A 23,768-nucleotide genomic window follows, 5' to 3' on the forward strand; every position below is an offset into this window, starting at 1 on the left:
GAATCGCCGTCATCGGCCGCTGACGCGAAGAAATCACGCCGCCTGTACGTTGCCTCTGCGCTGTAGCTTGTTCCAGCTCTGTTTCATTCCTGAGAGCGCCTTCCAGAGAGAATGGTAGATGACGAGATAGAGAATCTGCCGGTAGAGGATGCGCTGCAGAGGCAGAGACCAGAGCGCACGCAGTCTTTCGCGATCCAGCCGGAAGGCGATGACGGCGCCAAGGAGCTCGACCGCAAAAAGTAGCAGATAGAGGAATCCGAATTGAAGCAGGTCTGCCGTGGCCGCATGTAGCGGTTGCCAGTCCTGTTGATGAAGCCCGCTGGCTATGTAAGCGTTCAAAAAGCGCGCTGCCAGAAACAGGATCTGAATGTCCACAAGAGGCGCGATCACCTGAAAGAGGAACTGAAAGATCCAGAGCGACGGTAAGGCGAAACGTCCGAACCATCCGTACCGGAACAGGGCGGAGCGATGTTTGTAAAGACACTGCAACGACCCAAACGACCATCGCATGCGCTGCTTGATAAACGAACGGTATGTGTCCGGGACCTCCGTATAACCGATGGCGTCGCCTTCGTTAACCATCCGGTATCCGGCCCGTCGCAGACGCCATGTCAGATCCATATCTTCGGCAAGCGTATCGGTAACGAAGCCGCCGGCCTCGCGAACGGCTGAAGCTCGCCAGGCTCCCAGTGCGCCGGGAATCACGGTTACGGCGTTGACGAGATCGCCGGCGCGACGATCGAGGTTCTGACTCGTAATATACTCGATGGCCTGCCATTTTGTGAGCAGGTTGCTGCGGTTGCCGACCTTGATATTGCCGGCAACGCCGCCTACTCGTTCATCTGAAAAATGTGCGACCAGTCTGCCGATAGCATCGGGGGCGGCGATGGTATCGGCATCCAGACAGACAAGAACGTCGCCCGTCGCGTACTCGATACCGTGATTCAGCGCCGCTGACTTGCCTGCGTTCTCCTGATGTAGAATACGAATGCGCCGCTTCTTTGACTTCGGCCCTTCGATACGGGTAAGCGCCTGTCTTGCGACGCTCAGTGTGTCGTCGGTGGAACCGTCGTCGATGACGATCAGCTCTTTGATCGCGTACCGGCTTTTCATGATGCTTTCCATCGTCCGGGCGATCACCTTGCCTTCGTTATACGCAGCGACAAGCACCGTTACGGTAGGGCCGGTCGCCGCCGTCATAATCGGACTCGGATGACGCAGGTCGCGGATAAGTGCAAGAAGGGCGAGCAGCAGAACGATGAGAACGCGCCCGATACCGAGAACGACGGCGAGGATAAAAAGCCCGCCAAGAATCAGTTCACCGAAAAACAACACCTCGAATACGAATCGATCGTAACCGATGATCATGCGGTCCTGATCTCGCAGCGTCGGCATGAGGTCGTCCCGACGCTGATCGAGCAGATCGGCCACCGTTCCGAACGTATAACCCCGCTCTTTTAAAAGAGGGATCAGGATGGCAAGCGTTTCTACCGTGATGCGGCGCTCGCCGCCTCCGTCGTGCAGCAGGATCACGTTCCCTTTTTTTCGGCCGAGTTGATAGAGGATGGATTCAAGAAGGTCGGCCGAAGAGCGCGGCACGGTTTCGCCCGTCTTCAGCTTTCGATAGAGATTCCAATCCTGTGGATCGATCAGTTCGCCGACCGTTACGTAGCCGAGATCAGAGGCGATGAGAAGCGGATCGACCTCCTCGCTTGTTTCAGGTTCGGCATCGGCATGATACGGCGGTCGAAAGAGAACGGTAGATCGTTTCAGCAAGCTCTGAATCGACCGCTGTGTCGTGTTCAGTTCGAGGCGGGCCCGCTGCTCGTTCACCCTCGACATATTCGGATGTGTGAACGTATGATTGCCGATTAAATGCCCTTCTGCATAGGCGCGCTGAATGAGGTCCGGATAACGCTCGGCGTTCTGGCCGATGACAAAGAAAGTTCCTTTAACCCCGTAAAACTTGAGAAGATCGAGTATCTTTTTCGTGTACTTCGGATGAGGCCCGTCGTCAAACGTAAGGGCGACGAACTTCTCGCGGTAACCGCTCCGCTTTATTACATAAGAAGACGGGAATTCTTCATATTTGACGTCGGTAATTAAAGAGGTGTTTGGATCCATCGTAATCGTGCGATGACCGTCCGCCGGCATAGAAGCGACGTAGAGGATCTCACCGTCGCCTTCGTATTCTACACGATGCGGAAAGCGCACGACGTCGATGCCGTCGGGCGACTCGCTTTCAGGCTTGCGCAGTACATGCCAGATCGCCGGATCTTCCGCTCCGAGTACCCAGAGCGCCGTTCCGCGAAAGCCGAACTCGCGACCGACGCGCATCTGATTGAAGGCCGTACTGGCATCGAGAAACCAGACGGTTCGCTCTTTGCCGTCTTCGTCGATATAACGAAAGTAGGGGTTGAGCGCGTCGGGATCGAAACGGATGAAGCTCGATCGGTTATGCTCGGGAAGATGCTCATGGGCGCGATGAAGCGCCGTTTGAAAGCTCAGGGCTTCGGCCGGGCCATGTTCGGGCCAGTCATAGGCGTAGCAGGCGATGCCAAGCACCGTTTTTTCCGGTGGTACGTGCTCTGCAAATTCGCGCAGGGAGTTATACAGCCAGGGAGCGGAGGCGATAGGACCGGGTTCTCCGCCGGAATAATGCTCGTCATAGGCCATAGGGATAACGAAATCCGCCTGCTCGGCAAGCTGTCGTATGGGGATCTCGGGACGGTTCAGTTCGACGTCGATCGTTACAAGCAGATCATGCTTGCGGAACTCCGCTGAGAGCTCCTGCATAAAAAGCACAAGAAGATCATAGTCTTTTCGATACAGATTCTCGAAGTCGATGTTGATACCGTGAAACTGCTCTTTCATGACGAAGTCGCGCAGATCGGCGATGAGCTTCGTTCTGTTCTTCGGATTGCGCAATAGACGCGAGACTCGCTCAGGACGGAACTCTCCCCCTTCGGCATTGTTGATAACGGGCAGGATCTTGATCTTCTCTTCGCGACAGATGCGCACGACCTCAAGGTTCTTGATGTTCAGCGTCGGGTCCCAGTCACGCGTCGTGAACCCCGTTCCCGACGGATTCAGATGCAGCCACTCGGGAAAGAGATGTGTGAGGTCTTCGCGTGCCTCGTTCAACGAGCTCAATCCGGCCACTCGCCAGACGCTGTAGAAGGCGGCAACGACGGTCTCTCCTCTGTAGCCGACGGATGTCTGATGCTTGCGCTTTGTGATCTCGCGAAAGAGCTGCTGTTTGGCCTGCTGCAGCAGATAGCGGCTGAGTCGGTCTTCATGATCGGGCAGATCGGGCAGGATAGCCGTGCGAGCTCGCGTCGTCTTCAGATCGCCGACGGCGGGCAGAAAGGGCGCGGCCAGCAGGCTCAGAAAGAAGAGAAAGGAAAGAAGCACCAGGGTAAAGGCAAGGGCCGCTCCTATACCCGTTAGCCTTCGTCCGCGGCGACCACTCGGGTCAAAGAAAACCTGACGTTCCGTTTTCAGGAGTCCAGCAATTCCCCGCAAGAAAGGGGGTCAACCTTGAAGCGGATTCAGGCGCAGAAAGGAACGACCTCCTTGCAGTTTTTCCTCGACAGTGAGCAAATGCATATTTTATACTCTTTAAAGTAATATTGATCCGCTTTTGTTCGGAATCTCTACATGATATCGTCCTCTGCAGCGTCTCATTCTTTAATCTATTCGAGGTACACTATGGAGCCCTGGCTGAAGGATTACTACGGACAGCATGCGCGGTTGGGGGAACTTGCCGTCCGATTACAGAAAGGCCTTGAAGACGGACAGGATGAGGCTGCACTCATTTCTGTGCTTGCCGAGCTGATGGCCGTTTTGCGGCTTCATCTTGCACTTGAGGATCACGTTCTTTATCCCGTTCTTCGTCAATCGCAAGTGGCCGGAGTGGCGGCGAAGGCGAAGCAGTTTCAGGACGAGATGGGCAGCCTGCTACCCGTCGTCGTCGGCTTCATCGATCGATGGTACTCGGTCAATGCCGTGCGCGAGAATGCGGCCGTTTTTCAGAAAGAGGCGGCCGGGTTGCTTGAGGCGCTTTTCACTCGCGTTCGTCGCGAGAATCAGGAGCTGTATCCGATGGCCGAAGGAGCTCGTATCTGATGAATCCGGTTCTGTTATCGCTTCTTTTCGCCGGTGCTCTTCTCGTTATCCTGATTCCTGCGATCTTTCTCATCCGCATGAGAGAACGTCGCCGTTTGAGACGAGAGTATGCGCCCCTGCTCGACGCCATCGATCGCTTGAGTTCGATGAATCTTCTCATTCCGGCCGACAGAATGGCGTCCATTCCGCCCTGGTTTCGAACCTTATCAGACCTGATTCAGCGCATCCAGTTCGAGTCGTATCGCTTTCGCGAAACAAGCGGAGCTATGCGCAAGATCAGCGACGATGCGCTTCAGTTTCAAGAGAGACAGGAGCAGGAGTTTCGGGCCTACTTTCAGCTGTTGCAGCAGGCAGGTGGAATTCTCGCCCGTCTTGAAGAGGATGTGCAGCGGCAATCAAGTATTCTGGAGAAGATGCTCGCCCGTGGGATGGCGTTATCCGAATCGCTTGTCGCTTCGGGCACGAAGCTGCAGGAGCTGGAAGAGAGGTTTCGAAAGTCGGCGAGAGAGGGAATGGAAGGCCAGGCCTCGCTTGTTGAGGTGAAGCAGTCGATGAATGAAATCGATGCCGGTTTCCAGCGCATCGCCGATATCGTCGATTTCATTACCGAGATATCGGATCAGACGAATCTTCTCGCCCTGAACGCTTCTATTGAGGCTGCTCGAGCCGGTCAGGCCGGTCGCGGCTTCGCTGTCGTCGCTCAGGAGGTTTCGCGTCTGGCCGATCGTACGATGACGGGCGTGAAGGATATTCTCGATCTGATGAACCAGACGGAAAGCTCGCTTGCCGGCGCACATCAGAGCATTGAACAGAAGCTATCGGGCCGACTGGATGATCTTTTGAAAGGCCTGCAGCATGCAGTAGCGCAGCTCGAAAGCTTTGCCGCTGAGAACCGTGAACAGGGCGAACAGGTCAATCAGTTCCTGATCAATTCAAGGGAGCTTCGCGATCAGTCAAAGCAGCTTTTTTCAAGTATGGAAGAGCAGCGTCGCGCCGCCGATCAGGTATTTTCTTCGGGGAAGGGTATTCTTGACGATTTGCAGAAGAACTTCTTTCGCATGCATGAACTGGCCGCCGTCGCCGACGAAGCCGAGGCTCAGTACAGTGATCTGAAAGGGATTCTCGAACGCTTTCGCGCTCAATAACAGAATAGCAGGCCGCTTCAAGAAGAAGCAGCCTGCATCAGCCGATCAGTCGTAATACGCTATGTAGTCGATGATAGCCGCGTAGAATTCAATCTCATCGAACGTATCAGGCGGAACTCCGACAACGTCAAGGTGATCCTGTTCGATCACCGCCGTCGCCGACGTCATCTGCGTCGAGGTCGGAGCGTTCAGGTTCGACACATAACCCGTCGACGATTCCGTTCCGATATAATCGAACAGACCCAGTCCGTAGACGGTGTAATAGAGTCGATAACCCATCTGCTGCGAATTGATACCCACAAGGCCGTCATCGTCACGGTCCGTGCGACTTCCGTCGCCTTTACCGGCCGCTCCGTCGTTATCGCAGTCATCGACGCAGTAGCCGTCGCCGTCGATATCATAGAGGCCGTTCACAAGCAGGAACAGAGCCGGATTCACCGACAGACCGTTCTGCGCCGTCATCAGCGAGCCGTAGCGCGAGGCATAGGTCGAGCTCACAGGATACTTAACGTTGAAGTCTTTCGCACCCGTCGTCTTGCCGTCGTTCGCATCGTAGTCGTTATAAACGAGCTGCTTCGCCGCGGCGATGCCGTCGTTACCCGAACCGTAGATCGTATTGCCGAAGATCGTCGCAAGGGCGTTGATCACGTTTGTGACGCCGGGCTTCAGATCGAGGATGTACTTCGCCGTCGGAGAGCCGCGGTGAGGCGACGAAACGCTGATCAGCACCTTTACGACGGTACGTCCTTTACGCAGGTACAGCTCTTTTGCCGCCTTGCGCGCATCGAGACCGCCCTGCGAGTGACCGACGATGTTTACATAAGAAGCGCCGACGGTGGCCATGTAGCCTTCGGTGTCGTTCGCCAGATCGTAGCCGCGCACCTCAGAGGTCTGAAATGGCTGAACCTGAGCGGCAAAGGCCTTCTGTCCGGCGTCGATATAGCTGTTGCACGAGACTTCGAGAAACTCGTCGCAGGGATCGCCGACAAAGGTGCCATAGTCATCGCCCCAGTAGTCGTAGCCAAGAAGGTCATCAAACCCGGCCATACCGTGGGCAAACACAACGGGGTAGGTCGTACGCGCTGCCCCTGCATGAAGATTTCCGGCCGCTAAGACCAGAAGGATGGCTGGAGCGAGGCTCCAGATAGCAATGTTTTTTCGCATGTTCTTTTTCCCGGTTGAGTTGAAAAAACCCGACCGACGTAAAACTTGCCGCTTACGTTAAGGTTTCGTCAATCGAATTTCGATTCAGAATAAAAGACGCGAGGAAAAAAGGGATCGACGTACGTTTGTTGCCGGCGGCAGACTGATCGGTCTCTATGTTTGCAGGAGCTCCAGACTCTCTGTTGATTTGAACGTCATAACCATTTAGAGCCGGTTTTGAGACGTGTTCTTACGAGATAGCTTGTAGCCAGCAGGCATCCGACTCAGAAAGTGTTTTGATAGACTGAACGCGATAGCAGGCTGCTGAAAAAGCAGCCTGCTAAGGCAAAATAGGATGTTTTGCCAAAATGGCCTTTTTGGAAAAAGGCCATTTTGTAAGGATTTTTGGGCTTAGCTCAAAAATCCGTCAGCCGAAAAAGTCCACGGATGGACTTTTTCAGCAGCCTGATAGGACTGAAGTGGAAAAGATCGTAGAAGAAAGGATCGCAGGAACCCGTGTCGCCTCGATGCAAGTAGAAAGGGCCTTGCTCGAAGAGTTCGGTCATCTGCTTGCCTCTCAGCTCGAAACACCCGACTATCATGTTCGCATAACACATCCGCTTCATTTAGGTGAAGATTCCGTCGTTATCCCGCATCTACAGATCGCTCCCGATGCGTCTGAAATGCCCGCTCTCATTATCGAATTTTTTAACGTTCAGAGCAGGCAAACTACGGCGGCGCGCCTCCGACTATACGAAAGGCATCGTATTCGTGAGTACTGGGCCATTGATCTTGATACGCGCGAGCTGGACCGATACGTACTACTTGAAGGCTATTACCTGCCGCCGCATGCCTTCGATCTGCGAACGGACGCGGTCTTCTCTGTGGTCTTTCCCGAGCTGCGTCTTGAGCCCGCTTTTACGGGCTGGTCGATGTATGAGTCGAGCGATTTGCCGTCACACGATACGCCGGCGCAGTGAAGCGAATCAGGAATTGGCTTCGTCAACGATACGGCGGATGGCAAGCATCGATTCAGCAGCCCTGCCCGGAAGAAAGTGGCGTACGATCTTGCTCAGCTCCGTGCGATCCGGATTGATTTCGAGCGTCGGGATGCCGTGTCGCGCCGCCTCGACGACGGGGCCATATATATACGGAAATACCGCCGATGTGCCGATGACGACGACGCAGTCAAAGCCCCGATTCATCTCGCGCTCATAGACGCGGGTCGCCTCGTAAGGCAGGGCCTCACCGAACAGCGTTACCTGCGGGCGAATCAGTCCGGCGCATTGCGGACAGGCCGGCGGCAGCTCAAGGCCTATGTAATCGTCTCTTTCTTCTTCATGTTCGCAGACGGTGCAGGAAAGTCGATGCAGGTTCCCGTGGATCTCGACGAGCTTCTCGGAGCCGGCCATATGATGGAAGCCGTCGACGTTCTGCGTCAGAACCCAGAGCCGTTTCTTTTTTTTCTCAAGATAGGCAAGTGTCTCATGGGCGGCGTTAGGCCTGCGTCCACGGCTGCTTTTTTCAAGTTCGAGCAGGTACTTCCAGGTGAGCTCCGGACGCCGCTCAAACATATCAATCGACAGGATGTCTTCGATGGCATAACCTTCTTCGGTCTGGCCCGTATTATACAGACCTCCCACGCCTCTGTAGGTCGGCAGACCGGAATCGGCTGAGATGCCTGCTCCGGTGATAACGAGAATGTTGTCCTGTTCGAGGAAAAGTCGGGCCGCCTGCTCTATGGTCGTCTGCACGTTTCAATCTGATGACGCAGACGTATTCAGTAAAGTCATTTTGAATCCGAATCGCTCCCGGAAACCGCCCGGACTCTGAAACTCCGGAAGGACTTCAGGAGTCACATAGAAAACCGCATACTGTCACACAATCATCACACAGTACGGCGACGCTATGCACATCTAACCTGAGAGGAAAACTCATGCAAGGTGTTGCGTTAAAAGAGAAACAGCTGGAAGTGCGTCTCGCAGAAAACCAGCTTGAAATCGAGCAGACACTGTCTCTTCGATACGACGTGTTCAATCGCGAACTGGGCGAGGGCCTGCCCGAATCGGCCGCCACATGCAAGGATCGCGATGAATATGATTTCTACTGTGATCATCTGATCGTCGTCGACAGAGCGTCCGAGGATCGCATCGTCGGAACCTACCGCCTCCTGAGAGGTTCCGTCGCTCGCGCTAACATCGGCTTTTACTCCGACAACGAATTCGATCTGTCTCGCATCTATGACCTGAAAGACGAAACGGCTGAGATCGGCCGCAGCTGCGTGCATCCCGATTACAGAGACGGATCGGTCATCGGTCTTCTGTGGACCGGCCTTGGCTGGTACATCAAGAAGCATGACATCCGCTATCTGATGGGATGCGGCTCGGTGCATGACACTACCGTCGAAACCGCCAACGAGGCCTTCGCTTTTTTTAGAGAGAAGAATCACCTTGTCGACGCCGATCTGCGCGTAACGCCGCGTAACTCTCATCGCATGGAAGGGTTTAACCCTCTGCATCAACCCGAGAATCTGAAGGCGGCCATGTGGAAGATTCCGCCGCTGCTTCATGGTTATACGAAGGTGGGAGCGAAAATCGGCGGCGAGCCGGCTCTCGATGCCGTCTTTGGAACGACCGACTTCTTTATCTTTTTCGACTCAAAGAAGATCTCGGATCGCTACGAGAAGCACTACCTGAAAGACTGACTCCTCTCTCTTTTAACGCACTCCCGTGCAGGGCCGATCGAACCTGCACGGGAGACTCGTCCGCTATCGGTGCCATTCAGACCGCATCTGAGATTGTAACTCAAAAACAACTCCTGTTCACTCTCGCTTCATCATCGCAATTGACCGCCGCTTCGACTTCAACGTTTTCGTTGCATGGCAGATGCGACAGATACCATATTGAAGGCGATGAAAAAGGCAGGCAAGCCCATACAGGCCGGCGAGCTCGAAAAGGCGACCGGGCTACCGCGCAAAGACATCGATAAGGCTATGAAACTCTTAAAAGAAAGCGGTGCGATCGTATCGCCGAAACGCTGCTACTGGGAACCCGCCTGAAAGGAAAAAAAGGCCTCACAGAAGGGAATCTGTGAGGCAAACTACCAGGGAAACAGGCAGAGAAACAGGAGTTCTCTTACGTTTTCGTGTGCATGTCGCTTCTACATTCCGGGAAGCCGTGGTATCCGCTTGAGTTTCGTATTGCGGTAGTAGAAGCCCCATAGCCGCTTCACGGCATGTCCGATGAAGGGAAGCGGTAGAAAGAAAGCCCGTCGATCGCTTCGAAAAACAAGGGCCGCTCCGTTCCCGCTATCCATCAAGCAGATGATATTCAGATGTTCAAAGTATCCTCTTCGATGAGTGGAGCCTCGCTCCATGGCGAGAATGTTATACACAGCGGCCTGAGCCATCGCTTCTGCTATATGCCCCTGCTTCGCCCTCCAGTCGGGACCGTCCAGGGCGGCCGTATCGCCGATAGCAAAAACGTTATACGCGTCGAGAGTATCATCGAAGTTATGCATCACCTCGCAATAATGGTTGATCTGCACGAAGCCGGCCTTGTTGAGCGGTATGTCTGATTTCTTCAGAATCGGATGCCCTGCCAGACCGGGAATATAGATGATAAGATCCGATTCAATAAAGGAGCCGTCTTCGAAGGCGATACCGTTCTCTTTGAACTCAGTGATCTTAACGCCGAAGTGGCGTCGGATGTTCAATCGCTTGAAAAACTTGCCGAGAGCCGTAAGGGCATCGGGCCCCATACGCGCTCCAGGAGAAGGCATCGGGGCGAAGAACGTCAGCTCAAAGCGATCACGTACGCCTTTCTTTCTGAGCAGATGGTCGATGTTGAACATGAGCTCAAAAGCAGGGCCGCCGCGCACGGCAGACGGATCGTCGGGATTGCCGCCAAAACCCACTGCGATGCGTCCGCTGCCGGTTTCGATTATTTCGACTAACCTCTCTCTTATGCGGTCATGTTGATCGGGTGAGGCGCAGATAGAGAGGGTATGCTCCTCCATGCCTTTCACCGGCCTTTTTCCCGCGCCGAGGCCGACGATCAGATACTCATAGGCCGTCCATCCCGCTGTCGTCAGGCGCAGCTGCTTTTTCTTGATTTGAATCTCGGCAACCTCGTCTATCACGAGATCAAAGCCGTGTCTTTCGGCCAGTCGCTTGAGATCGATGCTCACGTCTTCGATCGTCCGCTCTCCTGTCGGCACCCAGATAGAAAGGGGATAAACAAAGAGCGACGGCCGATTGCTGATCAGCGTTACCGGCATACCGGCGCGGCGAAGTTGAATCGCCGCTTCGACTCCGGCGATGCCGCCGCCTGCAATGAGCACTCGCTTCTTCATCAACCGAGCTCGATGGCGCGCAGCATCAGATGGCGGCGATTCTCGCCGGCACGGATCTGCTCGTCGACCTGATCGAGGTTTCGCTCGATCGCGGCCAGTGCGTCATCGACGCTGCCTTCGCTGACGACGACGGGCGTGAAGGCAGTGCGCAGATTGCGGATGTTCGGTCCGTACTGCACCGAGCCGACGACGTTTACGTCATGCTTCTTCAACGCCGAGAAGATATGGCGGAACTTGCTTCCCGGTCCGCGGGGCTGCCGGTGTTCGCCAGATCCGGCTTCGTGTTCTTCACGGTGCCGGCCATGACCAGATCCGTGATGTTCGCCACGGCATGCCTGCCCATGATGGTGGGCGTGGCCTTCTGTGTGGTGTTCACCACGACATCCCTCTGCATGGTGGTTTCCATGCTGCCCGTGACATCCGGGGTTTGCAACGTCGGCGATGTGCTGCCACTGGCCGTCGTCGTTACGGCGATGGATGGAGTAGAGCGAAGCAGCACCGAAATGGGTTCGGCGCAGAGTCCTGTCAGATTCTGCGGCAAGGGCTACGGTAATCGTCATGGCCCTATTGTTATGATTTTCAGGAAAAGTGAAAGAAACGGAACCGGTTTTTTATGGCACTATTTATTCATTTGAGACTTATTTTCAGTTCGGAAGGCCTCCGGAGAGCGGCCCATCTCTTTGCGAAAGAAGCGGCTGAAATATGAGGCCTCCTCGAATCCAAGCTGGTCGGCAATATAGGCTATCTTCTCGTCGGAGTGAACAAGTAATCGACAGGCCTCAAGCACGAGCCGTTCGCGGATCAGCGAGCCGGCCGTTTTTCCGGTGCGGCGCTTGCAGAGCACGTTCAGATAGTTCGAGGTAATGGCGAGAAGACCTGCATAGTCGGAGGGCGCTCGCAGTCGCAGAAAGTGTTCGTCGACAAGGCGTTCAAACTGGCGAAAGAGGTCGGATCGTTCGGCCTCCGCTTTTGGAAAGGCGCGCGCCGCCTCAAGAAGCAGGAACTTCGTCAGCACCCGAAGAATGTTCGCATCGGCCTCTCTGCCGCGTCGGAACTCCTCGTAGATCAGATGCATCGGCCGCTCGATGCGATCGGCATCATTTTTGAGAAGAGGCTCTTCATCGAGGCTGTGAAAGTACGGCAGTTCGAGCAGAGGCGGATAGGCGCAGTTGCGTTCGATGAAGTTTCGCGAGAAGAGGATGTTATAACCCTGTACGTCGTCCGAGAGCTCCCACGAGTGGATCTGCCCCGGTGTCAGAAAGAAGGTGACGCCTGCCCGGATCTCATAGTCGTGAAAGTCGATGCGGTGGCGACCTGACCCGGCCGTGAACAGGATGATGTTATAAAAGTCGTGGCGATGCGGGAAGGTCGCATGGCGGATGACCTGGCGAAAGCTCTCGAAGCGATCGATATGGAAATCCTGGATAGGACTATCGGTCGTGATCCCTTCGATAATCTGGTCGATACGCAGAGGGGGGAAGAGCTGTTTTTCGCTCATCCTCACCAGCCTTGCATGTCATGCCCATTGCGCAAGCCAGTTCGCAGGCGTTGATTTCTGAACCGGTCAGAAAAGGCCGCCCCGCAATCCGCTGATTCTTAGATCTTGACTGCGCCAGGGCCGGATGAAGCGTTGAGTATGGCCGAAAACTCCGCTCTTCTGAAATACTTCCCGACCGAGCTTCCCGTCGATGTGGCGCCCGGCCTTCCCACACAGCAGCGTCGCTATCTCATCGACGGGCGCATCGAAGAGTGGAAGGGGCCGATGATCGACGTCTATTCGCCCGTTTGCGTGCAGAAGGATAACTCCGTTGAGCCCGTCTATCTGGGGTCGGCGCCGGCCATGGACGAAGAGACGGCGATGCGCGCCCTTGATGCCGCCGTGCGCGCCTGGGATCGCGGTAACGGCCTGTGGCCGCGCCTTTCGGCAGAGCAGCGTATCCAGGCCGTGCATGCGTTCACCAAACGCATGGAAGAGAGGCGCGAAGAGATCGTGCGCTGGATCGTCTTTGAGATCGGTAAGCCGCGATCCGAAGCCGAGAAGGAGTTCGATCGCACGACCGAGTATATTCGCGATACGCTTAACGCCGTGAAAGAAGGCGCCCGATCGACGGCTCGCTTTACCGTGGAGCAGAGCATTCTCGCGCAGATCCGCCGTGCTCCGCTGGGCGTTGTGCTCTGTATGGGGCCTTTCAATTATCCGCTGAACGAAACGTTTGCGACGTTTATTCCCGCGCTTGTTATGGGGAATACGGTACTTTTCAAGCCGCCAAAAAACGGCATCCTGTTATACGGCCCTCTGCTTGAGGCTATGGCGGAGTGCTTTCCTCCGGGAGTGGTCAATACCGTCTATGGCGACGGGCCCGTCGTCATTCCGCCTGTTATGCGTTCGGGTAAGGTGGATGTGCTGGCCTTCATCGGATCAAGCCGTGTAGCCGATCAGTTGAAGAAAGAGCATCCACATCCGCATAAACTGCGGGCCATTCTGGGCATGGGCGCGAAGAACGCCGCCATCCTGCTTCCCGACGTGAAGATCGAGTCGGTCATCGACGAATGCCTGCGCGGAGCGTTAAGCTACAACGGGCAGCGCTGCACGGCGCTCAAGATCTTCTTCGTGCCTCGTGATAAAGGCGAGCAGTTTGTCGAGGCCTTTCGCGAGAAGATGGCCTCTCTTTCCGTTGGCATGCCCTATCTGGACGGCGTACAGATCACTCCGCTGCCCATCGAAGGCAAATCGCAGTATCTGCAGGGGCTTGTCGATGATGCCGTTTCGCAGGGAGCCGCCGCATACGGCGGAGGGTATCTCGGTCCGCTTTTTCTGCCGGCGATCCTTTACCCTGTAAAGAAAGGCATGAAGGCCTATGAAGAAGAACAGTTCGGCCCCGTCGTTCCTGTCGTGCCCTATGATGATCCCGAAGAGGCCCTTGACTGGATCGTCGAATCTCATTACGGACAACAGGCATCATTATTCGGCGAAGATCCGGCGCAGGTGGCGCATTTTGTCGATGAGCTTGTACATCAGGTGTGCAGGGTTAACCTGAACAGTCAGTGTCAGCGAGGGCCTGACGTCTTTCCGTTCACAGGCCGCAAAGGATCGGCCGAAGGAACGTTATCCGTATCGGATGCTCTGCGCGCCTTCAGCATCCGCACGCTTGTGGCGGCGAAAGAAAACGACGCAAATCGTGCACTGCTGCGAAAGATTACAGAAGAGCGTCTGTCGTCGTTTATCTCGACGGATTTCCTGTTCTGAGTTGTGTGGCGTTATTCACTTGACCTATGCGTTCGCCGGGCGATCAGCATGCAAGATGAGAGCATGCACGGCTGAGGAATTTACCGCCCTTCGCACGATCATTGATCGAATCTCGCCCATCCCCGATGTGGAGTGGCAGTATGCATCACAGTTCCTTGTGGCGGAGGATTTTGCCGGCGGCGCATTCTTGCAGAGAGCGGGCGACAATCCACAGGCCTCGTTCGTGATTGTCGAAGGAGCGGTTCGCATTTATTACCTGAGTCGCGGCGGGCGCGAATACAATCAGGCTTTTTTATGCGAGGGACAGATTGCCGCCTCGATGCGTTCTGTGATCGGCGGGATTCCATCGAAGTTCTTTATCCAGGCGATGCGCCCGACGAGGACGATCCTGCTGCGGCGCGACAGCGTGCTGAAACTCTACGATCGCAACGATTGCTGGAATCGACTGGGCCGTGTGAGCGCCGAAGGAGCGTTGATCGGTCTTGAATCGAGACAGGCGATGACCTTTGAGTCGCTTGAAGAACGGTATCGCACGTTTCTCGATGAGTATAAGGATTTTCCTTACCGCATTCCCAACTATCAGATCGCCTCGTATCTGGGCATTACTGACGTCGCCCTCTCTCGTCTGCGTCGGCGTATGAATCTGGTTTAAGAGAACAGGATAGATGTTCGGAATGTATGAATTCGACCGGATGCTCAGGCAAGCCAAAAAATCCCGAATCCGGAGGTACGGTCGCTTCGCGGCGGTTGTAAATCTTTGTTTCTGCCCTCTCATACGGGTTGATTTTATTGCGAAACTTCCGAAATTGAACCTGTTATGATGCGATTGCCACAGAGATTGATCCTCATCCTTGCGATGCTGAGCCTGGCCACCCTTCACGCCGAACCGGGCGGGCAGGCGCGGGAGCTCCAGAATACCTTTCACCAGATCTACGAGAAATACCAGGACTCCGTCGTCTTTATAGCGACCGAGCGTACGGTGAGGGTGCAGTCCGATCCGCTCATGCAGCATTTCTTCGGACAGAGGACTCCGCAGACGCAGCGTCAGCAGGGCATGGGCACGGGCTTTGTGATCAGCGAGGATGGTTACGTCTGTACGAACCATCACGTCGTTGCCGGATTCGATCGCGTGCGCGTGCGCATCCACGAACGGGAGTACGAGGCGAAGATCGTCGGCTCCGATGCGCTCACCGACATAGCTCTATTGAAGATTGAAGGGGCGAAGGGCCTGAAGCCCGTGCAGTTCGGCGATTCGTCTAAAGTACAGGTCGGCGACTGGGCCGTCGCCATCGGCAACCCATTCGGCCTCGACCGCACCTTCACCGTCGGTGTGATCAGCGCCGTCGCCCGACGCGGCGTCGACGACATGGGCATGGACCATCTGCAGACCGATGCGTCGATCAATCCGGGTAACTCGGGCGGTCCGCTCATCAATCTCGACGGCGAGGTCGTCGGTATGAACCGCATGATCTTCTCGCAGACGGGCGGCAACCTCGGCATCGGATTTGCCATCCCCGTCAACCGCGTGCGCGAGATCGTCGATCAGCTGCGGCAGAAGGGAAAGATCGTACGCGGTTTTATTGGCATCCGCATCGCCCCGCTCACGCCCGAGATGATCAAAGAAGGGAATCTACCGATCGAAACGGGCCTGTTTGTGGCCGGCGTCTTTCAGAACGGACCGGCGGGCAAGGCCGGCATCCGCCCTGGCGATGTAATCTACGCGATGGATGGACGCCCACTCTCTGATCCCGAAGACCTGATCCGCTCTGTCATGGCCATGCCGCCAGGAAAATCGGTACGCTTTGCCGTAATCCGCGGGCAGAAAAAGCTTTCCGTCCTGGTGCATGTCGGGCAGCGTCCTGAGAAATGATCGATACGGATTCCCGAAGCGCCCCGGTGCTTCACCGGCGTACGTTTTTTGAGGCCGTGCGCTTCGCCGTTGTGGGCCTGGTCAATACGGCCATCACGCTTGTTCTGATCTACGGGCTTACGGCGCTTGGCCTTTCTTATCTGATGGCAAACGCGATCGGTTATGCGGCCGGCTTCGTGAACAGCTTTGTGATGAATCGACAGTGGACGTTTCGCAGCAGCGGACACTGGGGCAGGCAGGCCGTGGCCTTCTTTCTGGTCTTCGCCGTGAGTTACGGCGTTCAGTTCCTGGCCTTGCTGGCGCAGACGGAATGGCTGGGCGTGCCGGTCTGGCTGGCGCAGGGTACGTCGATGGTGGTGTATACGGGCGTGAATTTCCTCCTGAATAAGATTGTGACTTTCCGAAGCGTATGAAAACTGTCCCTGATGTTCCGGGGAAAGCTGTCCATTATCGTACCTTGTTACAACGAAGAAGAGGTCGTCAACGAGACCTACCGCCGTCTGAAGGCAGTCTTACAGGAGAGCGGACTGCGCGATCATGAGCTGATCTTCATCAATGACGGAAGCAGAGACGGGACGCTACCCCTTCTGCGATCCATCGCCGAAAAAGATCCCCTTGTCGTCGTGCTCTCTTTCTCGCGAAACTTCGGTCACCAGCCCGCCGTGACGGCCGGCCTGCACCGATGTACGGGCGATGCCGCCGTTATCATCGACGCCGACTTACAGGACCCTCCGGAGCTGATTCCGCAGATGGTGCAGAAGATGCTTGATGAAGAGGCGGGCGTCGTTTATGCCGTGCGCGACGAGCGCAAGGGCGAGACCTTCTTCAAACGCTTCACAGCGTCGCTTTTCTATCGTCTGATCAACGGCCTTTCTGATGTGCCGCTTCCGATGAATACGGGGGATTTTCGCCTTGTGGACCGCAAGGTCATCGACGAGTTCTGTCGCCTTGAAGAGAAGAACAAGTATATTCGCGGGCTGATTAGCTGGATCGGATTCAAGCAGGTGCCGATCTCATACGTGCGTGAACCTCGCTTTGCCGGCGAGACGAAGTATCCTCTGTCTAAGATGCTGAAGTTCGCGACGAACGCTCTTCTCTATTTTACAAGAAAGCCTTTGAAGATGGCGATGGGGCTCGGTTTCTCAAGCGTCGTTGTCGGGCTCTTCCTGACAGTGTATGCCGTTCTTTCGCGTGTTCTCTATCCTGAAACGACGATCTCAGGATGGACGTCGACGATGATCGCCATCGTCTTTCTTGGCGGCGTGCAGCTGCTGACGATCGGAGTGATCGGCGAATACGTCGGCTCAATCTTCGACGAGGTGAAGAATCGTCCGCAGTATATCATCGGCGAAACGATTTCAGGCAGGAAGACGAAGGATCGCAGTCGAGCGGCTAAGAAGGCGACAGGAAAGCGAAGATGATGTTGCGGTCTGTTTTCTGGGCTGCCGTCTTTTGCATCGGAGGCTTCGCTCTCTGGACGCAGTTCGCGAACTGGAATGAGCTCTTTCTCGCTACGTGCCCGAATAAGGACTCGCTTGTCTGGGACGGCAACATGCGCTTCGTGCAGGCCATCGACATCGTCGACGATGCAAGGCGAGGGGTTATTCTTCCCGGTATAAGCAGTATTCTTGCTTCTCCTACCTGGCCGCCGCTTCGCACGCTTTTCAGCATTGTCTTGCTTGTCTGGAACGGTTCACCCGATCCGGTGCTTGACGGTCGTCCGTCGGCCTTCTTTCTCTTTGCGACGGCGGCGCTGCTTTTCGCCTTTGCCTTCTTCTTTCGCAAGCAGAGTGAGGGTGCAGATCAGAGTCGGGAAGCGCTGCGACCTTACTTTAATGGTCTGCTTGCGTTAACCGTTCTCTTTCTGCTGCTCGGCATCGTCGATCTGCCGCAGTTTGTGTTCAGCTCCATGCTTGAGATCCAGGGCATGTTCTTTTTTACCTGGAATACCTGGGCGGCCTTTTCTATTCTGAGGCATATCGATGCCGGCGCTCGTATAGAGAAAAATGCGCGGAACGTTTCAGGCGATTGGGGCGTGTCAGGCGGGCGGAGTAGGTCGGATGCGAGCGCATCGGCGCTCTCGGCTGCGTCCGTACCGATGCTGCTGCTCTGGTCTTTCGCTCTTTCCGGCGCCGGCCTCTATCTTACAAAATATCCGTTTGGAATCCTTACGGGAATGGCACTTCTGCTTGTGTGTATCGTGCGCTCCCCCGGAGGATTCGCCTCGGCCGTGATACGCGTGTTGAAAGAACGTTATACGGGCTGGCATCTGATTCCGCTCGGCCTGCTTGCGGCGGCGGCGTTGATCATCGTGCTCGGTCCGTATCTCGGTTCGGCTGTGGTCAATACAAAGGGCGTGAAGCGCTTTCTTTATCTGGCCATCGTCATCGTCTTTATCGACTTCAATCATTATCTGTATCGCTGTCGGCCGGATTTCTTCTCGACCGAGCTGCGTCTTTTTTATCTGTATTTCCTGCTTCCGTTTGTCTTTATTCTTCTCTCGCATCCCGATCGCTTCGGATCGCTTGTGCAGGCGCAGACGGATCGCGTGCCGGGCGGCAGTCGCTTTTATCCGGTCGCTCTCTTTCAGGAGTATTTTCTGGCCTCCGATGCGCTGGCCGCCATCGTACTCGGTGGCCTGGCCTCGGCGTTGGTCGCCTTTGCCTTTGCTCTAAAATCTCGCTCACGGCATGAGCCGGCATCTTCAAGCGAGGGTATGCTGCGTTATACAGATGAACCCGCGGCCGAGCTGCCTTCTTTCCTGCGTTTCCTACCAGAGCGCACGTCGCTCTCTCTTGAGGGGCAGATGATCCTCTTTGTATGGGCGAACATCTTTGTCATGCAGTTCATGACTTCCAATCATCAGGCCCGCTATCTGTTTCAGATCTTTCCCGTGTTTCTGTTCTTTCACGGAATGCTCTTCTGGCAGCTTGGACGGTCGTTACCCGGCTCTTCGCTTCTGCGTCAGACGGTGCCGCTGCTTATGATCCTGCCTCTGCCGCTGCTGGCCGCCCGTCCTCTGCTTGCCGTCTCATCTGATTCGAGAAACGTCTGTTTCGCAACGACCGATCCGGCGCCGATTGACGCCGCCCGTCGCATCGCCGCTCACGTTCCCGAGAACACCGATGCAATTCTGCTGAATGACTTCCATGACACGGCGTCACCCGTTTTCGGAAGACGCCAGGCGACGGAGATCGATCTCTTTTTGAGATACCGCACCTACGGCGGCGGACGCATTCGCACGGATTCAAAGTACCGTTATCCGACCTGGATAGAGGATAACAGGCCGATCTTTAACGAGCTCGTGCACGTCACCTATCTGTGCGGCGAAAAGGCCGGGCAGGGACGTGATCGGGCGACGGAGCGTGCGTTAAAGGCGGGCGTGCGGATCGAGCCGGTCGATACGTATAACGATCCCGACGGTCTGTGTATGACGCGCTACAGGCTGCTGCCTTCGCGCTGAACGACGCCCCGGGCTTACAGATACTTCTGTAATACGTCGGGGATGTCGAACGTTCCGTCGGCCTTCTGGTAGTTCTCCATAACGGCGATCATGGTGCGACCGGCGGCAAGGCCCGAGCCGTTCAGCGTATGCGCATAGACGTTGCCGTCTTTCGTCTTGATGCGAATCTTGCCGCGACGGGCCTGATAATCCCCGCAATTTGAAACGGACGAGATCTCAAGCCAGCGGTTCAGGCCGGGCATCCAGACCTCGAGGTCGTAGGTTTTGCGGGCCGTCGCTCCCATATCGCCCGAGCAGAGAAGCAACACGCGATACGGTAGCTTCAGCGCCTTGAGCACCGATTCGGCATGTGCGAGCATCTGCTCATGCTCTGTCGCCGAGTTATCCGGATGCGTGATGCGAACGAGTTCGACCTTTTGAAACTGATGCACACGCACGAGTCCGCGAGTATCCTTGCCGGCTGCTCCGGCCTCGCGTCTGAAGCACGACGACGCCGCCGTAACGGCGACGGGCAGCTCTTCTTCTTTGATGAGTTCGTCGTAATAAAGATTCACAAGCGGCACTTCGGCCGTCGGAATCAGCGACAGGCCGTCGCGCTCGAGCTGATAGTACTCACCCTTAAACTTCGGATACTGGCCCGTCGTCATCATACACTGATCGTTGACGAGAATGGGAACCCACATCTCTGTATAACCATTCTGCTTTGTGTGCAGATCGAGCATGAAGCTGATGATGGCTCGCTCCAGCCGTGCGGCCAGGTCGCGATACGTGTAAAAGCGCGATCCGGCAAGTTTTGCGCCTCTTTCAAAATCGAGGATGCCGAGCTTCTCGCCGATATCATAATGCGGAAGCGGCTGAAAGTCGAAGCGGGGAATCTCGCCGACCTTTCGCACTTCGATGTTGGCCTCGGCGTCCGCTCCGTCGGGAACGTCGGCATCGACCCAGTTCGGAAGGGCGACGACGATCTCATCCTGCGCGGATTGGACCTCTTCAAGCTTCTTTTCAAGCCCGGTAATCTCGTCGCCGATGCGGCGCACCTCTTCTTTGCGAGCCTCGGCCTCGTCTTTTTTGCCCTGACCGATTAAGGCGCCGATTTCTTTGCTGGCGCGGTTCCGATCGGATCGGAGGGCTTCGGCGCGGGCACGTATCTCTTTCGATTCTTCGATCAGTTTCAGAAGTTCAGAGATGGCCACGCCTTCGTGGCGGCGGCGTGAAAGCATCTGTTTCAGCGCCTCCGGGTTTTCCTGGATGAGGCGAAGCTCGAGCATAGCCGCATAGAATGGTTGTCCGGCTGCCTGTAAAGTAATTTCTGGTGATGTGGAGTTCAAAGCAGAAGAATCGCAGATGCGGCTTGATCAATTCCTGGCACAGGAGCTGATCGCCCATTTTGGCGAAGAGCGTTACAGCCGATCGACGGTACAGCGCTGGGTCAAACAGGGAGCGGTGCGCGTTTTTGCCGAGGAGCGAGAACTTCCCGAAAAGAAGGTGAAGCCTTCGCTTGCCATTGAGACAGGCTACGTCGTTCATCTGGAGATTCCGGTGGAAGAACCGACGAAGCTTGAAGGCGAGTATGTCGATTTTACCGTTCTCTATGAAGACGAGCATCTTGCCGTTATCATCAAGCCTGCCGGTATCTCGGTGCACCCGGGCCCAGGTGAAAGCGGAGGTACGACGCTTCTTCACGGCCTGCTTCATCGCTGGCCCATTATCGCCTCGGTCGACTCGCAAGAGGCGAATCGACGCCCGGGTATCGTGCACCGGCTCGACCGCCCTACCGAGGGCGTAATGGTCGTCGCGAAAACGTCGCAGATGCAATGGCAGCTTTCGCGCCTCTTTCAGCGTCGTGAGGTCGAGAAGCGGTATCTGGCCTGGTTAAACGGCTCGCCCGGCGATCCCAAAGGACGCATCGAGCAGCCGTTGCGCCGGCATCCGACCGATCGCATGCGTATGCAGGTGCATAAAGACGGACGCCTTGCCATCACCGAATACAGCGTTCTCGACTATAAGATCTCGCGAAGAGGGCGCAAATTCACGAAGGTCGACGTAAACCTGCTCACGGGCAGAACGCATCAGATTCGAGCGCACTTCGCTTATTTGAAGTGCGCCATCGTCGGCGATGAGCTGTATTCCAATTCGGCTAAAGAGTTCTCTAAATTCGGATTGCTGCTGCTTTCGCGAAGCCTGAGCTTTGAACATCCGGTTACGAAAGAGCGGATGAGCTTTGAAGCGCCCATCCCCCGTCGCTTTACGGAGTTTGAAGAGAAGTGCATCTTTTTCTGAGTATTGCGCCCTATCTCTTTATCGCCCTGATCGGCGCCGCGCTGGGCAGTTTCTACAGGGCACTGGGCGATCGCATCCTCTATTATTTTTACGGGAAGGGCCGCAAAGAAGAAGTAAAAGAAAAGGGAACGAAACAAGAAGGCGGCGCCATCAGGCGAACGATGCCGGCTTCGAAGCGATGGAAGCTGCTTTTCACGCATCCGTCTTCGTGCCCTCATTGTGGAGGGCGCATCTCTATAAGCAGACTGATTCCCGTTATCGGCTGGTTTATTGCCGGTGGGCGCTGCGAGCATAGCGAGCATAGCAAGCACTGCGGGGAACGCATCTCCGTATGGCATCCGATAACGGAGGCGTTGTTTGCCGCCCTCGGCGTGTTCTTTCTGCATTACAGTCAGAATGCCGTCGCCGCTCTGATTCTGCTTCTTTTCTGCGGCCATCTGCTTGTGGCGATGGTTACTGACTGGAATCGGCTAACCCTCGATTACGAGAATACGGCCGTCTTGCTGCTTCTCTCTGTAATTTCGGTCTATCTGCATGAGGGCTATTCGAGTATGCCGATGCGACTCGCCGCCGGTTTCGGCGTTCTGGGCTTTTTCTTTGTTTCGTATATCGTAACGAAGGGGCGTCAGCCGGGCTTTGGAGACATACTGCTCGGCGCCGTTCTCGGCTTTCATCATGGATTTCCCTGGCTGCTGCTGCCGCTTCAGATCGGAGCGGCAGGTTCGCTTCTGCATCTGTGGCTGATCAATCGTAATATGCGATCGTCGGCTCCGCTCGGTTTTTATATGGCGGTGGGTTCAGTCGTTACGATGGTCGTAACGACGGTGCTGGCGTCTATGTTACTCTGAGCGAACACAGTTGCGACCGGCCTTTTTAGCCTCATAGAGGGCCCGATCCGCTCGATCCATGATCGAGTTGATCGTGTCGTTCATCTGAAACTGCGTGATGCCGACGCTTGTCGTAAGCGGCCTGTCGATTCCCTGAAAAACGTGAGAGGCGACGACCTCGCGCACCTTTTCACCGAGCAACATCGCCTGTTTGAGATCGGCTTCGGGAGCCAGGATAACGAACTCCTCGCCGCCCCAGCGTGCGAGAAAATCGGATTTGCGGATGCTGGACTGCACCTTTTCAGTGAACTCTTTCAGGATTTCATCGCCCATGAGATGACCGTAGGTATCGTTGATCGATTTGAAAAGGTCGAGATCGAGCATCAGAATAGAGAACGTATGCCCGCCATTATAGCGATGTATCTTCTGGATGTTGAACTGTAGAATCGTATTGAAGTGGTGGCGGTTATACACGCCCGTAAGCGGGTCGATGGTGGCCAGCTTTTCCAGCTCCTGCCTTTGAAGCTCCAGCTCCGTTATATCAAAGAACGAAACGATGTAACGATGCTCGAATCCTGGAACAAGGCTTGCGTGCGGGCTGAAAATACGCGTCGTACCGTCTGCGACGTCTTGCATCTTGACTCTCAGAGCGACGTTAGATGTGCTTGTCGCCTGCAGCCAGTCGCTCTTGCCCGAAACGAAGCCTTCTTCTTCAACGAAGAATTCGCATATGCACTTATGTTTAGCTCTGAATGCGGCAAGCGTTTCGAAACCCGTGAAGCGAAGAGCGGCTCGATTCGCTCCCGAAAGACTTTCACCGTCGGTGAGGATCGTAATGAGGTTCTGCGAATCGAGCACCGTCTCGATAAAGGATTGTTGAAGCGCGAGACGGCGTCGCAAAAGAATAACAGTGCGCAGCTCGTCAAGCGTGGCCAGCAACTCCTGCATATGTATGGGTTTCATGATGAAGCGCGTCACACCGGTGCGAATCGACTCCATCAGAACCTCGCGGTCTCCGAAGGCCGATGTGATGATGATCGGAGCATCATGCTGTATCTCTTTGATCTTGCCGGCCATCGTGATGCCGTCCATAACGGGCATGCGGACGTCTGTGATGACGATATCGGGGCGATGCTTTTCGAAAAGCTCAAGGCCCTGTTGACCGTCTTCGGCCGTTATTATATCGGGGAATCGCTGTTCGAGTATCTTAAGCGTGTACTCACGATTTACGTAGCTATCTTCTACGTAGAGAATCGAAAGCCTGCCCTCTGCCGGCGCGAAAAAATCTTCAATGAGTTCCATGCGAGGCCGG

Annotated in this window: 21 protein-coding genes; 13 read left to right on the forward strand and 8 right to left on the reverse strand. The window is 55.5% G+C overall.

The annotated features are described in order from the left end of the window. Window positions 1-33: 33 nt before the first annotated feature. A complete protein-coding gene (locus tag LEPIL_RS19425; protein WP_002775230.1) occupies window positions 34-3,525 on the reverse strand; it encodes a trifunctional glycoside hydrolase family 18/polysaccharide deacetylase/glycosyltransferase family 2 protein in 3,492 nt (1,163 codons plus the stop codon). Window positions 3,526-3,711: 186 nt separating this feature from the next. Between LEPIL_RS19425 and LEPIL_RS19430 the strand changes: the two genes are divergently transcribed. After that, window positions 3,712-4,128: a hemerythrin domain-containing protein gene (locus tag LEPIL_RS19430; protein ID WP_002775231.1), complete on the forward strand. Its 417-nt coding sequence runs from the start codon at window positions 3,712-3,714 to the stop codon at window positions 4,126-4,128. Next, window positions 4,128-5,273, forward strand: a complete 1,146-nt coding sequence (locus LEPIL_RS19435; protein ID WP_002775232.1) for a methyl-accepting chemotaxis protein — start codon at window positions 4,128-4,130, stop codon at window positions 5,271-5,273. Before LEPIL_RS19430 ends, LEPIL_RS19435 begins: the two co-directional genes overlap by 1 nt. Window positions 5,274-5,318: 45 nt before the next feature. On the opposite strand, the gene LEPIL_RS19440 is transcribed toward LEPIL_RS19435, so the two are convergent. Next, entirely contained in the window at window positions 5,319-6,437 is a 1,119-nt protein-coding gene (locus tag LEPIL_RS19440; RefSeq protein WP_002775233.1) for an esterase/lipase family protein, read from the reverse strand. A 506-nt stretch (window positions 6,438-6,943) separates the two neighbouring features. Between LEPIL_RS19440 and LEPIL_RS19445 the strand changes: the two genes are divergently transcribed. Next, entirely contained in the window at window positions 6,944-7,396 is a 453-nt protein-coding gene (locus tag LEPIL_RS19445) for a Uma2 family endonuclease (RefSeq protein ID WP_157135120.1), read from the forward strand. Window positions 7,397-7,402: 6 nt separating this feature from the next. Here LEPIL_RS19445 and LEPIL_RS19450 read toward each other — a convergent pair whose 3' ends face one another. Continuing rightward, window positions 7,403-8,170, reverse strand: coding sequence for an SIR2 family NAD-dependent protein deacylase (locus LEPIL_RS19450; protein WP_002775235.1), 768 nt, complete (start codon window positions 8,168-8,170; stop codon window positions 7,403-7,405). Window positions 8,171-8,352: 182 nt separating this feature from the next. Between LEPIL_RS19450 and LEPIL_RS19455 the strand changes: the two genes are divergently transcribed. Continuing rightward, window positions 8,353-9,120 carry a GNAT family N-acetyltransferase gene (locus LEPIL_RS19455; protein WP_002775236.1) on the forward strand — a complete coding sequence of 256 codons (768 nt, stop codon included), beginning with the start codon at window positions 8,353-8,355 and terminating at the stop codon, window positions 9,118-9,120. A 174-nt stretch (window positions 9,121-9,294) separates the two neighbouring features. After that, the gene (locus LEPIL_RS19460; protein WP_002775237.1) at window positions 9,295-9,474 is read left to right on the forward strand and encodes a helix-turn-helix domain-containing protein; all 180 of its coding nucleotides are present in this window, start codon (window positions 9,295-9,297) and stop codon (window positions 9,472-9,474) included. Window positions 9,475-9,575: 101 nt separating this feature from the next. Here the strand turns inward: LEPIL_RS19460 and LEPIL_RS19465 are convergent, their stop codons facing one another. Genes LEPIL_RS19465 through LEPIL_RS19480 form a run of 3 tightly spaced genes read right to left on the reverse strand, consistent with a single transcriptional unit; the run spans window position 9,576 to window position 12,267 of the window. Further along, the gene (locus LEPIL_RS19465; RefSeq protein WP_002775238.1) at window positions 9,576-10,769 is read right to left on the reverse strand and encodes an NAD(P)/FAD-dependent oxidoreductase; all 1,194 of its coding nucleotides are present in this window, start codon (window positions 10,767-10,769) and stop codon (window positions 9,576-9,578) included. After that, window positions 10,769-11,329 carry a hypothetical protein gene (locus LEPIL_RS23610; protein ID WP_002775239.1) on the reverse strand — a complete coding sequence of 187 codons (561 nt, stop codon included), beginning with the start codon at window positions 11,327-11,329 and terminating at the stop codon, window positions 10,769-10,771. Before LEPIL_RS23610 ends, LEPIL_RS19465 begins: the two co-directional genes overlap by 1 nt. A gap of 59 nt (window positions 11,330-11,388) precedes the next feature. Further along, window positions 11,389-12,267, reverse strand: coding sequence for a helix-turn-helix domain-containing protein (locus LEPIL_RS19480; protein WP_002775241.1), 879 nt, complete (start codon window positions 12,265-12,267; stop codon window positions 11,389-11,391). A gap of 138 nt (window positions 12,268-12,405) precedes the next feature. Between LEPIL_RS19480 and LEPIL_RS19485 the strand changes: the two genes are divergently transcribed. The 6 genes from LEPIL_RS19485 to LEPIL_RS19510 all read left to right on the forward strand — a co-directional run bounded on the left by LEPIL_RS19485 (window position 12,406) and on the right by LEPIL_RS19510 (window position 19,349). After that, complete coding sequence (locus tag LEPIL_RS19485; RefSeq protein WP_002775249.1) at window positions 12,406-14,016, forward strand: NADP-dependent glyceraldehyde-3-phosphate dehydrogenase; 1,611 nt, start codon at window positions 12,406-12,408, stop codon at window positions 14,014-14,016. A 55-nt stretch (window positions 14,017-14,071) separates the two neighbouring features. Next, window positions 14,072-14,668: a Crp/Fnr family transcriptional regulator gene (locus LEPIL_RS22645; protein WP_002775251.1), complete on the forward strand. Its 597-nt coding sequence runs from the start codon at window positions 14,072-14,074 to the stop codon at window positions 14,666-14,668. A gap of 165 nt (window positions 14,669-14,833) precedes the next feature. Then, window positions 14,834-15,886, forward strand: a complete 1,053-nt coding sequence (locus tag LEPIL_RS19495; RefSeq protein WP_002775252.1) for a S1C family serine protease — start codon at window positions 14,834-14,836, stop codon at window positions 15,884-15,886. Next, complete coding sequence (locus LEPIL_RS19500) at window positions 15,883-16,299, forward strand: GtrA family protein (protein ID WP_002775254.1); 417 nt, start codon at window positions 15,883-15,885, stop codon at window positions 16,297-16,299. The genes LEPIL_RS19495 and LEPIL_RS19500 overlap by 4 nt, the downstream gene beginning before the upstream one ends. Before the next feature lie 12 nt (window positions 16,300-16,311). Next, complete coding sequence (locus LEPIL_RS19505; RefSeq protein ID WP_002775255.1) at window positions 16,312-17,307, forward strand: glycosyltransferase family 2 protein; 996 nt, start codon at window positions 16,312-16,314, stop codon at window positions 17,305-17,307. Beyond that, the gene (locus LEPIL_RS19510; RefSeq protein ID WP_002775256.1) at window positions 17,304-19,349 is read left to right on the forward strand and encodes a hypothetical protein; all 2,046 of its coding nucleotides are present in this window, start codon (window positions 17,304-17,306) and stop codon (window positions 19,347-19,349) included. The genes LEPIL_RS19505 and LEPIL_RS19510 overlap by 4 nt, the downstream gene beginning before the upstream one ends. A 14-nt stretch (window positions 19,350-19,363) precedes the next feature. Here the strand turns inward: LEPIL_RS19510 and serS are convergent, their stop codons facing one another. After that, window positions 19,364-20,617: a serine--tRNA ligase gene (gene serS, locus LEPIL_RS19515; RefSeq protein WP_002775257.1), complete on the reverse strand. Its 1,254-nt coding sequence runs from the start codon at window positions 20,615-20,617 to the stop codon at window positions 19,364-19,366. A gap of 49 nt (window positions 20,618-20,666) precedes the next feature. Here serS and LEPIL_RS19520 point away from each other — a divergent pair, with 49 nt between their 5' ends. Together LEPIL_RS19520 and LEPIL_RS19525 are read left to right on the forward strand one after the other, a co-directional pair. Continuing rightward, window positions 20,667-21,629: an RluA family pseudouridine synthase gene (locus LEPIL_RS19520; protein ID WP_002775258.1), complete on the forward strand. Its 963-nt coding sequence runs from the start codon at window positions 20,667-20,669 to the stop codon at window positions 21,627-21,629. Further along, window positions 21,614-22,477, forward strand: a complete 864-nt coding sequence (locus LEPIL_RS19525) for a prepilin peptidase (protein WP_002775267.1) — start codon at window positions 21,614-21,616, stop codon at window positions 22,475-22,477. Before LEPIL_RS19520 ends, LEPIL_RS19525 begins: the two co-directional genes overlap by 16 nt. On the opposite strand, the gene LEPIL_RS19530 is transcribed toward LEPIL_RS19525, so the two are convergent. After that, entirely contained in the window at window positions 22,469-23,758 is a 1,290-nt protein-coding gene (locus LEPIL_RS19530; protein WP_002775269.1) for a GGDEF domain-containing response regulator, read from the reverse strand. The genes LEPIL_RS19525 and LEPIL_RS19530 overlap by 9 nt on opposite strands. Window positions 23,759-23,768 lie beyond the last annotated feature (10 nt).

The sequence above is a fragment of the Leptonema illini DSM 21528 genome (assembly GCF_000243335.1).
In the GTDB taxonomy this organism is placed as follows: domain Bacteria; phylum Spirochaetota; class Leptospiria; order Leptospirales; family Leptonemataceae; genus Leptonema; species Leptonema illini.

Bases quoted from the DNA above. Each gene is read 5' to 3' on its own strand.
- LEPIL_RS19430 (WP_002775231.1), top strand. From the start codon at position 3,712: ATGGAGCCCTGGCTGAAGGATTACTACGGACAGCATGCGCGGTTGGGG.
- LEPIL_RS19435 (WP_002775232.1), top strand. From the start codon at position 4,128: ATGAATCCGGTTCTGTTATCGCTTCTTTTCGCCGGTGCTCTTCTCGTT.
- LEPIL_RS19440 (WP_002775233.1), bottom strand. From the start codon at position 6,437: ATGCGAAAAAACATTGCTATCTGGAGCCTCGCTCCAGCCATCCTTCTG.
- LEPIL_RS19445 (WP_157135120.1), top strand. From the start codon at position 6,944: ATGCAAGTAGAAAGGGCCTTGCTCGAAGAGTTCGGTCATCTGCTTGCC.
- LEPIL_RS19455 (WP_002775236.1), top strand. From the start codon at position 8,353: ATGCAAGGTGTTGCGTTAAAAGAGAAACAGCTGGAAGTGCGTCTCGCA.
- LEPIL_RS19460 (WP_002775237.1), top strand. From the start codon at position 9,295: ATGGCAGATGCGACAGATACCATATTGAAGGCGATGAAAAAGGCAGGC.
- LEPIL_RS19465 (WP_002775238.1), bottom strand. From the start codon at position 10,769: ATGAAGAAGCGAGTGCTCATTGCAGGCGGCGGCATCGCCGGAGTCGAA.
- LEPIL_RS23610 (WP_002775239.1), bottom strand. From the start codon at position 11,329: ATGACGATTACCGTAGCCCTTGCCGCAGAATCTGACAGGACTCTGCGC.
- LEPIL_RS19480 (WP_002775241.1), bottom strand. From the start codon at position 12,267: ATGAGCGAAAAACAGCTCTTCCCCCCTCTGCGTATCGACCAGATTATC.
- LEPIL_RS19485 (WP_002775249.1), top strand. From the start codon at position 12,406: ATGGCCGAAAACTCCGCTCTTCTGAAATACTTCCCGACCGAGCTTCCC.
- LEPIL_RS22645 (WP_002775251.1), top strand. From the start codon at position 14,072: ATGAGAGCATGCACGGCTGAGGAATTTACCGCCCTTCGCACGATCATT.
- LEPIL_RS19495 (WP_002775252.1), top strand. From the start codon at position 14,834: ATGATGCGATTGCCACAGAGATTGATCCTCATCCTTGCGATGCTGAGC.
- LEPIL_RS19500 (WP_002775254.1), top strand. From the start codon at position 15,883: ATGATCGATACGGATTCCCGAAGCGCCCCGGTGCTTCACCGGCGTACG.
- LEPIL_RS19505 (WP_002775255.1), top strand. From the start codon at position 16,312: ATGTTCCGGGGAAAGCTGTCCATTATCGTACCTTGTTACAACGAAGAA.
- LEPIL_RS19510 (WP_002775256.1), top strand. From the start codon at position 17,304: ATGATGTTGCGGTCTGTTTTCTGGGCTGCCGTCTTTTGCATCGGAGGC.
- serS (WP_002775257.1), bottom strand. From the start codon at position 20,617: ATGCTCGAGCTTCGCCTCATCCAGGAAAACCCGGAGGCGCTGAAACAG.
- LEPIL_RS19530 (WP_002775269.1), bottom strand. From the start codon at position 23,758: ATGGAACTCATTGAAGATTTTTTCGCGCCGGCAGAGGGCAGGCTTTCG.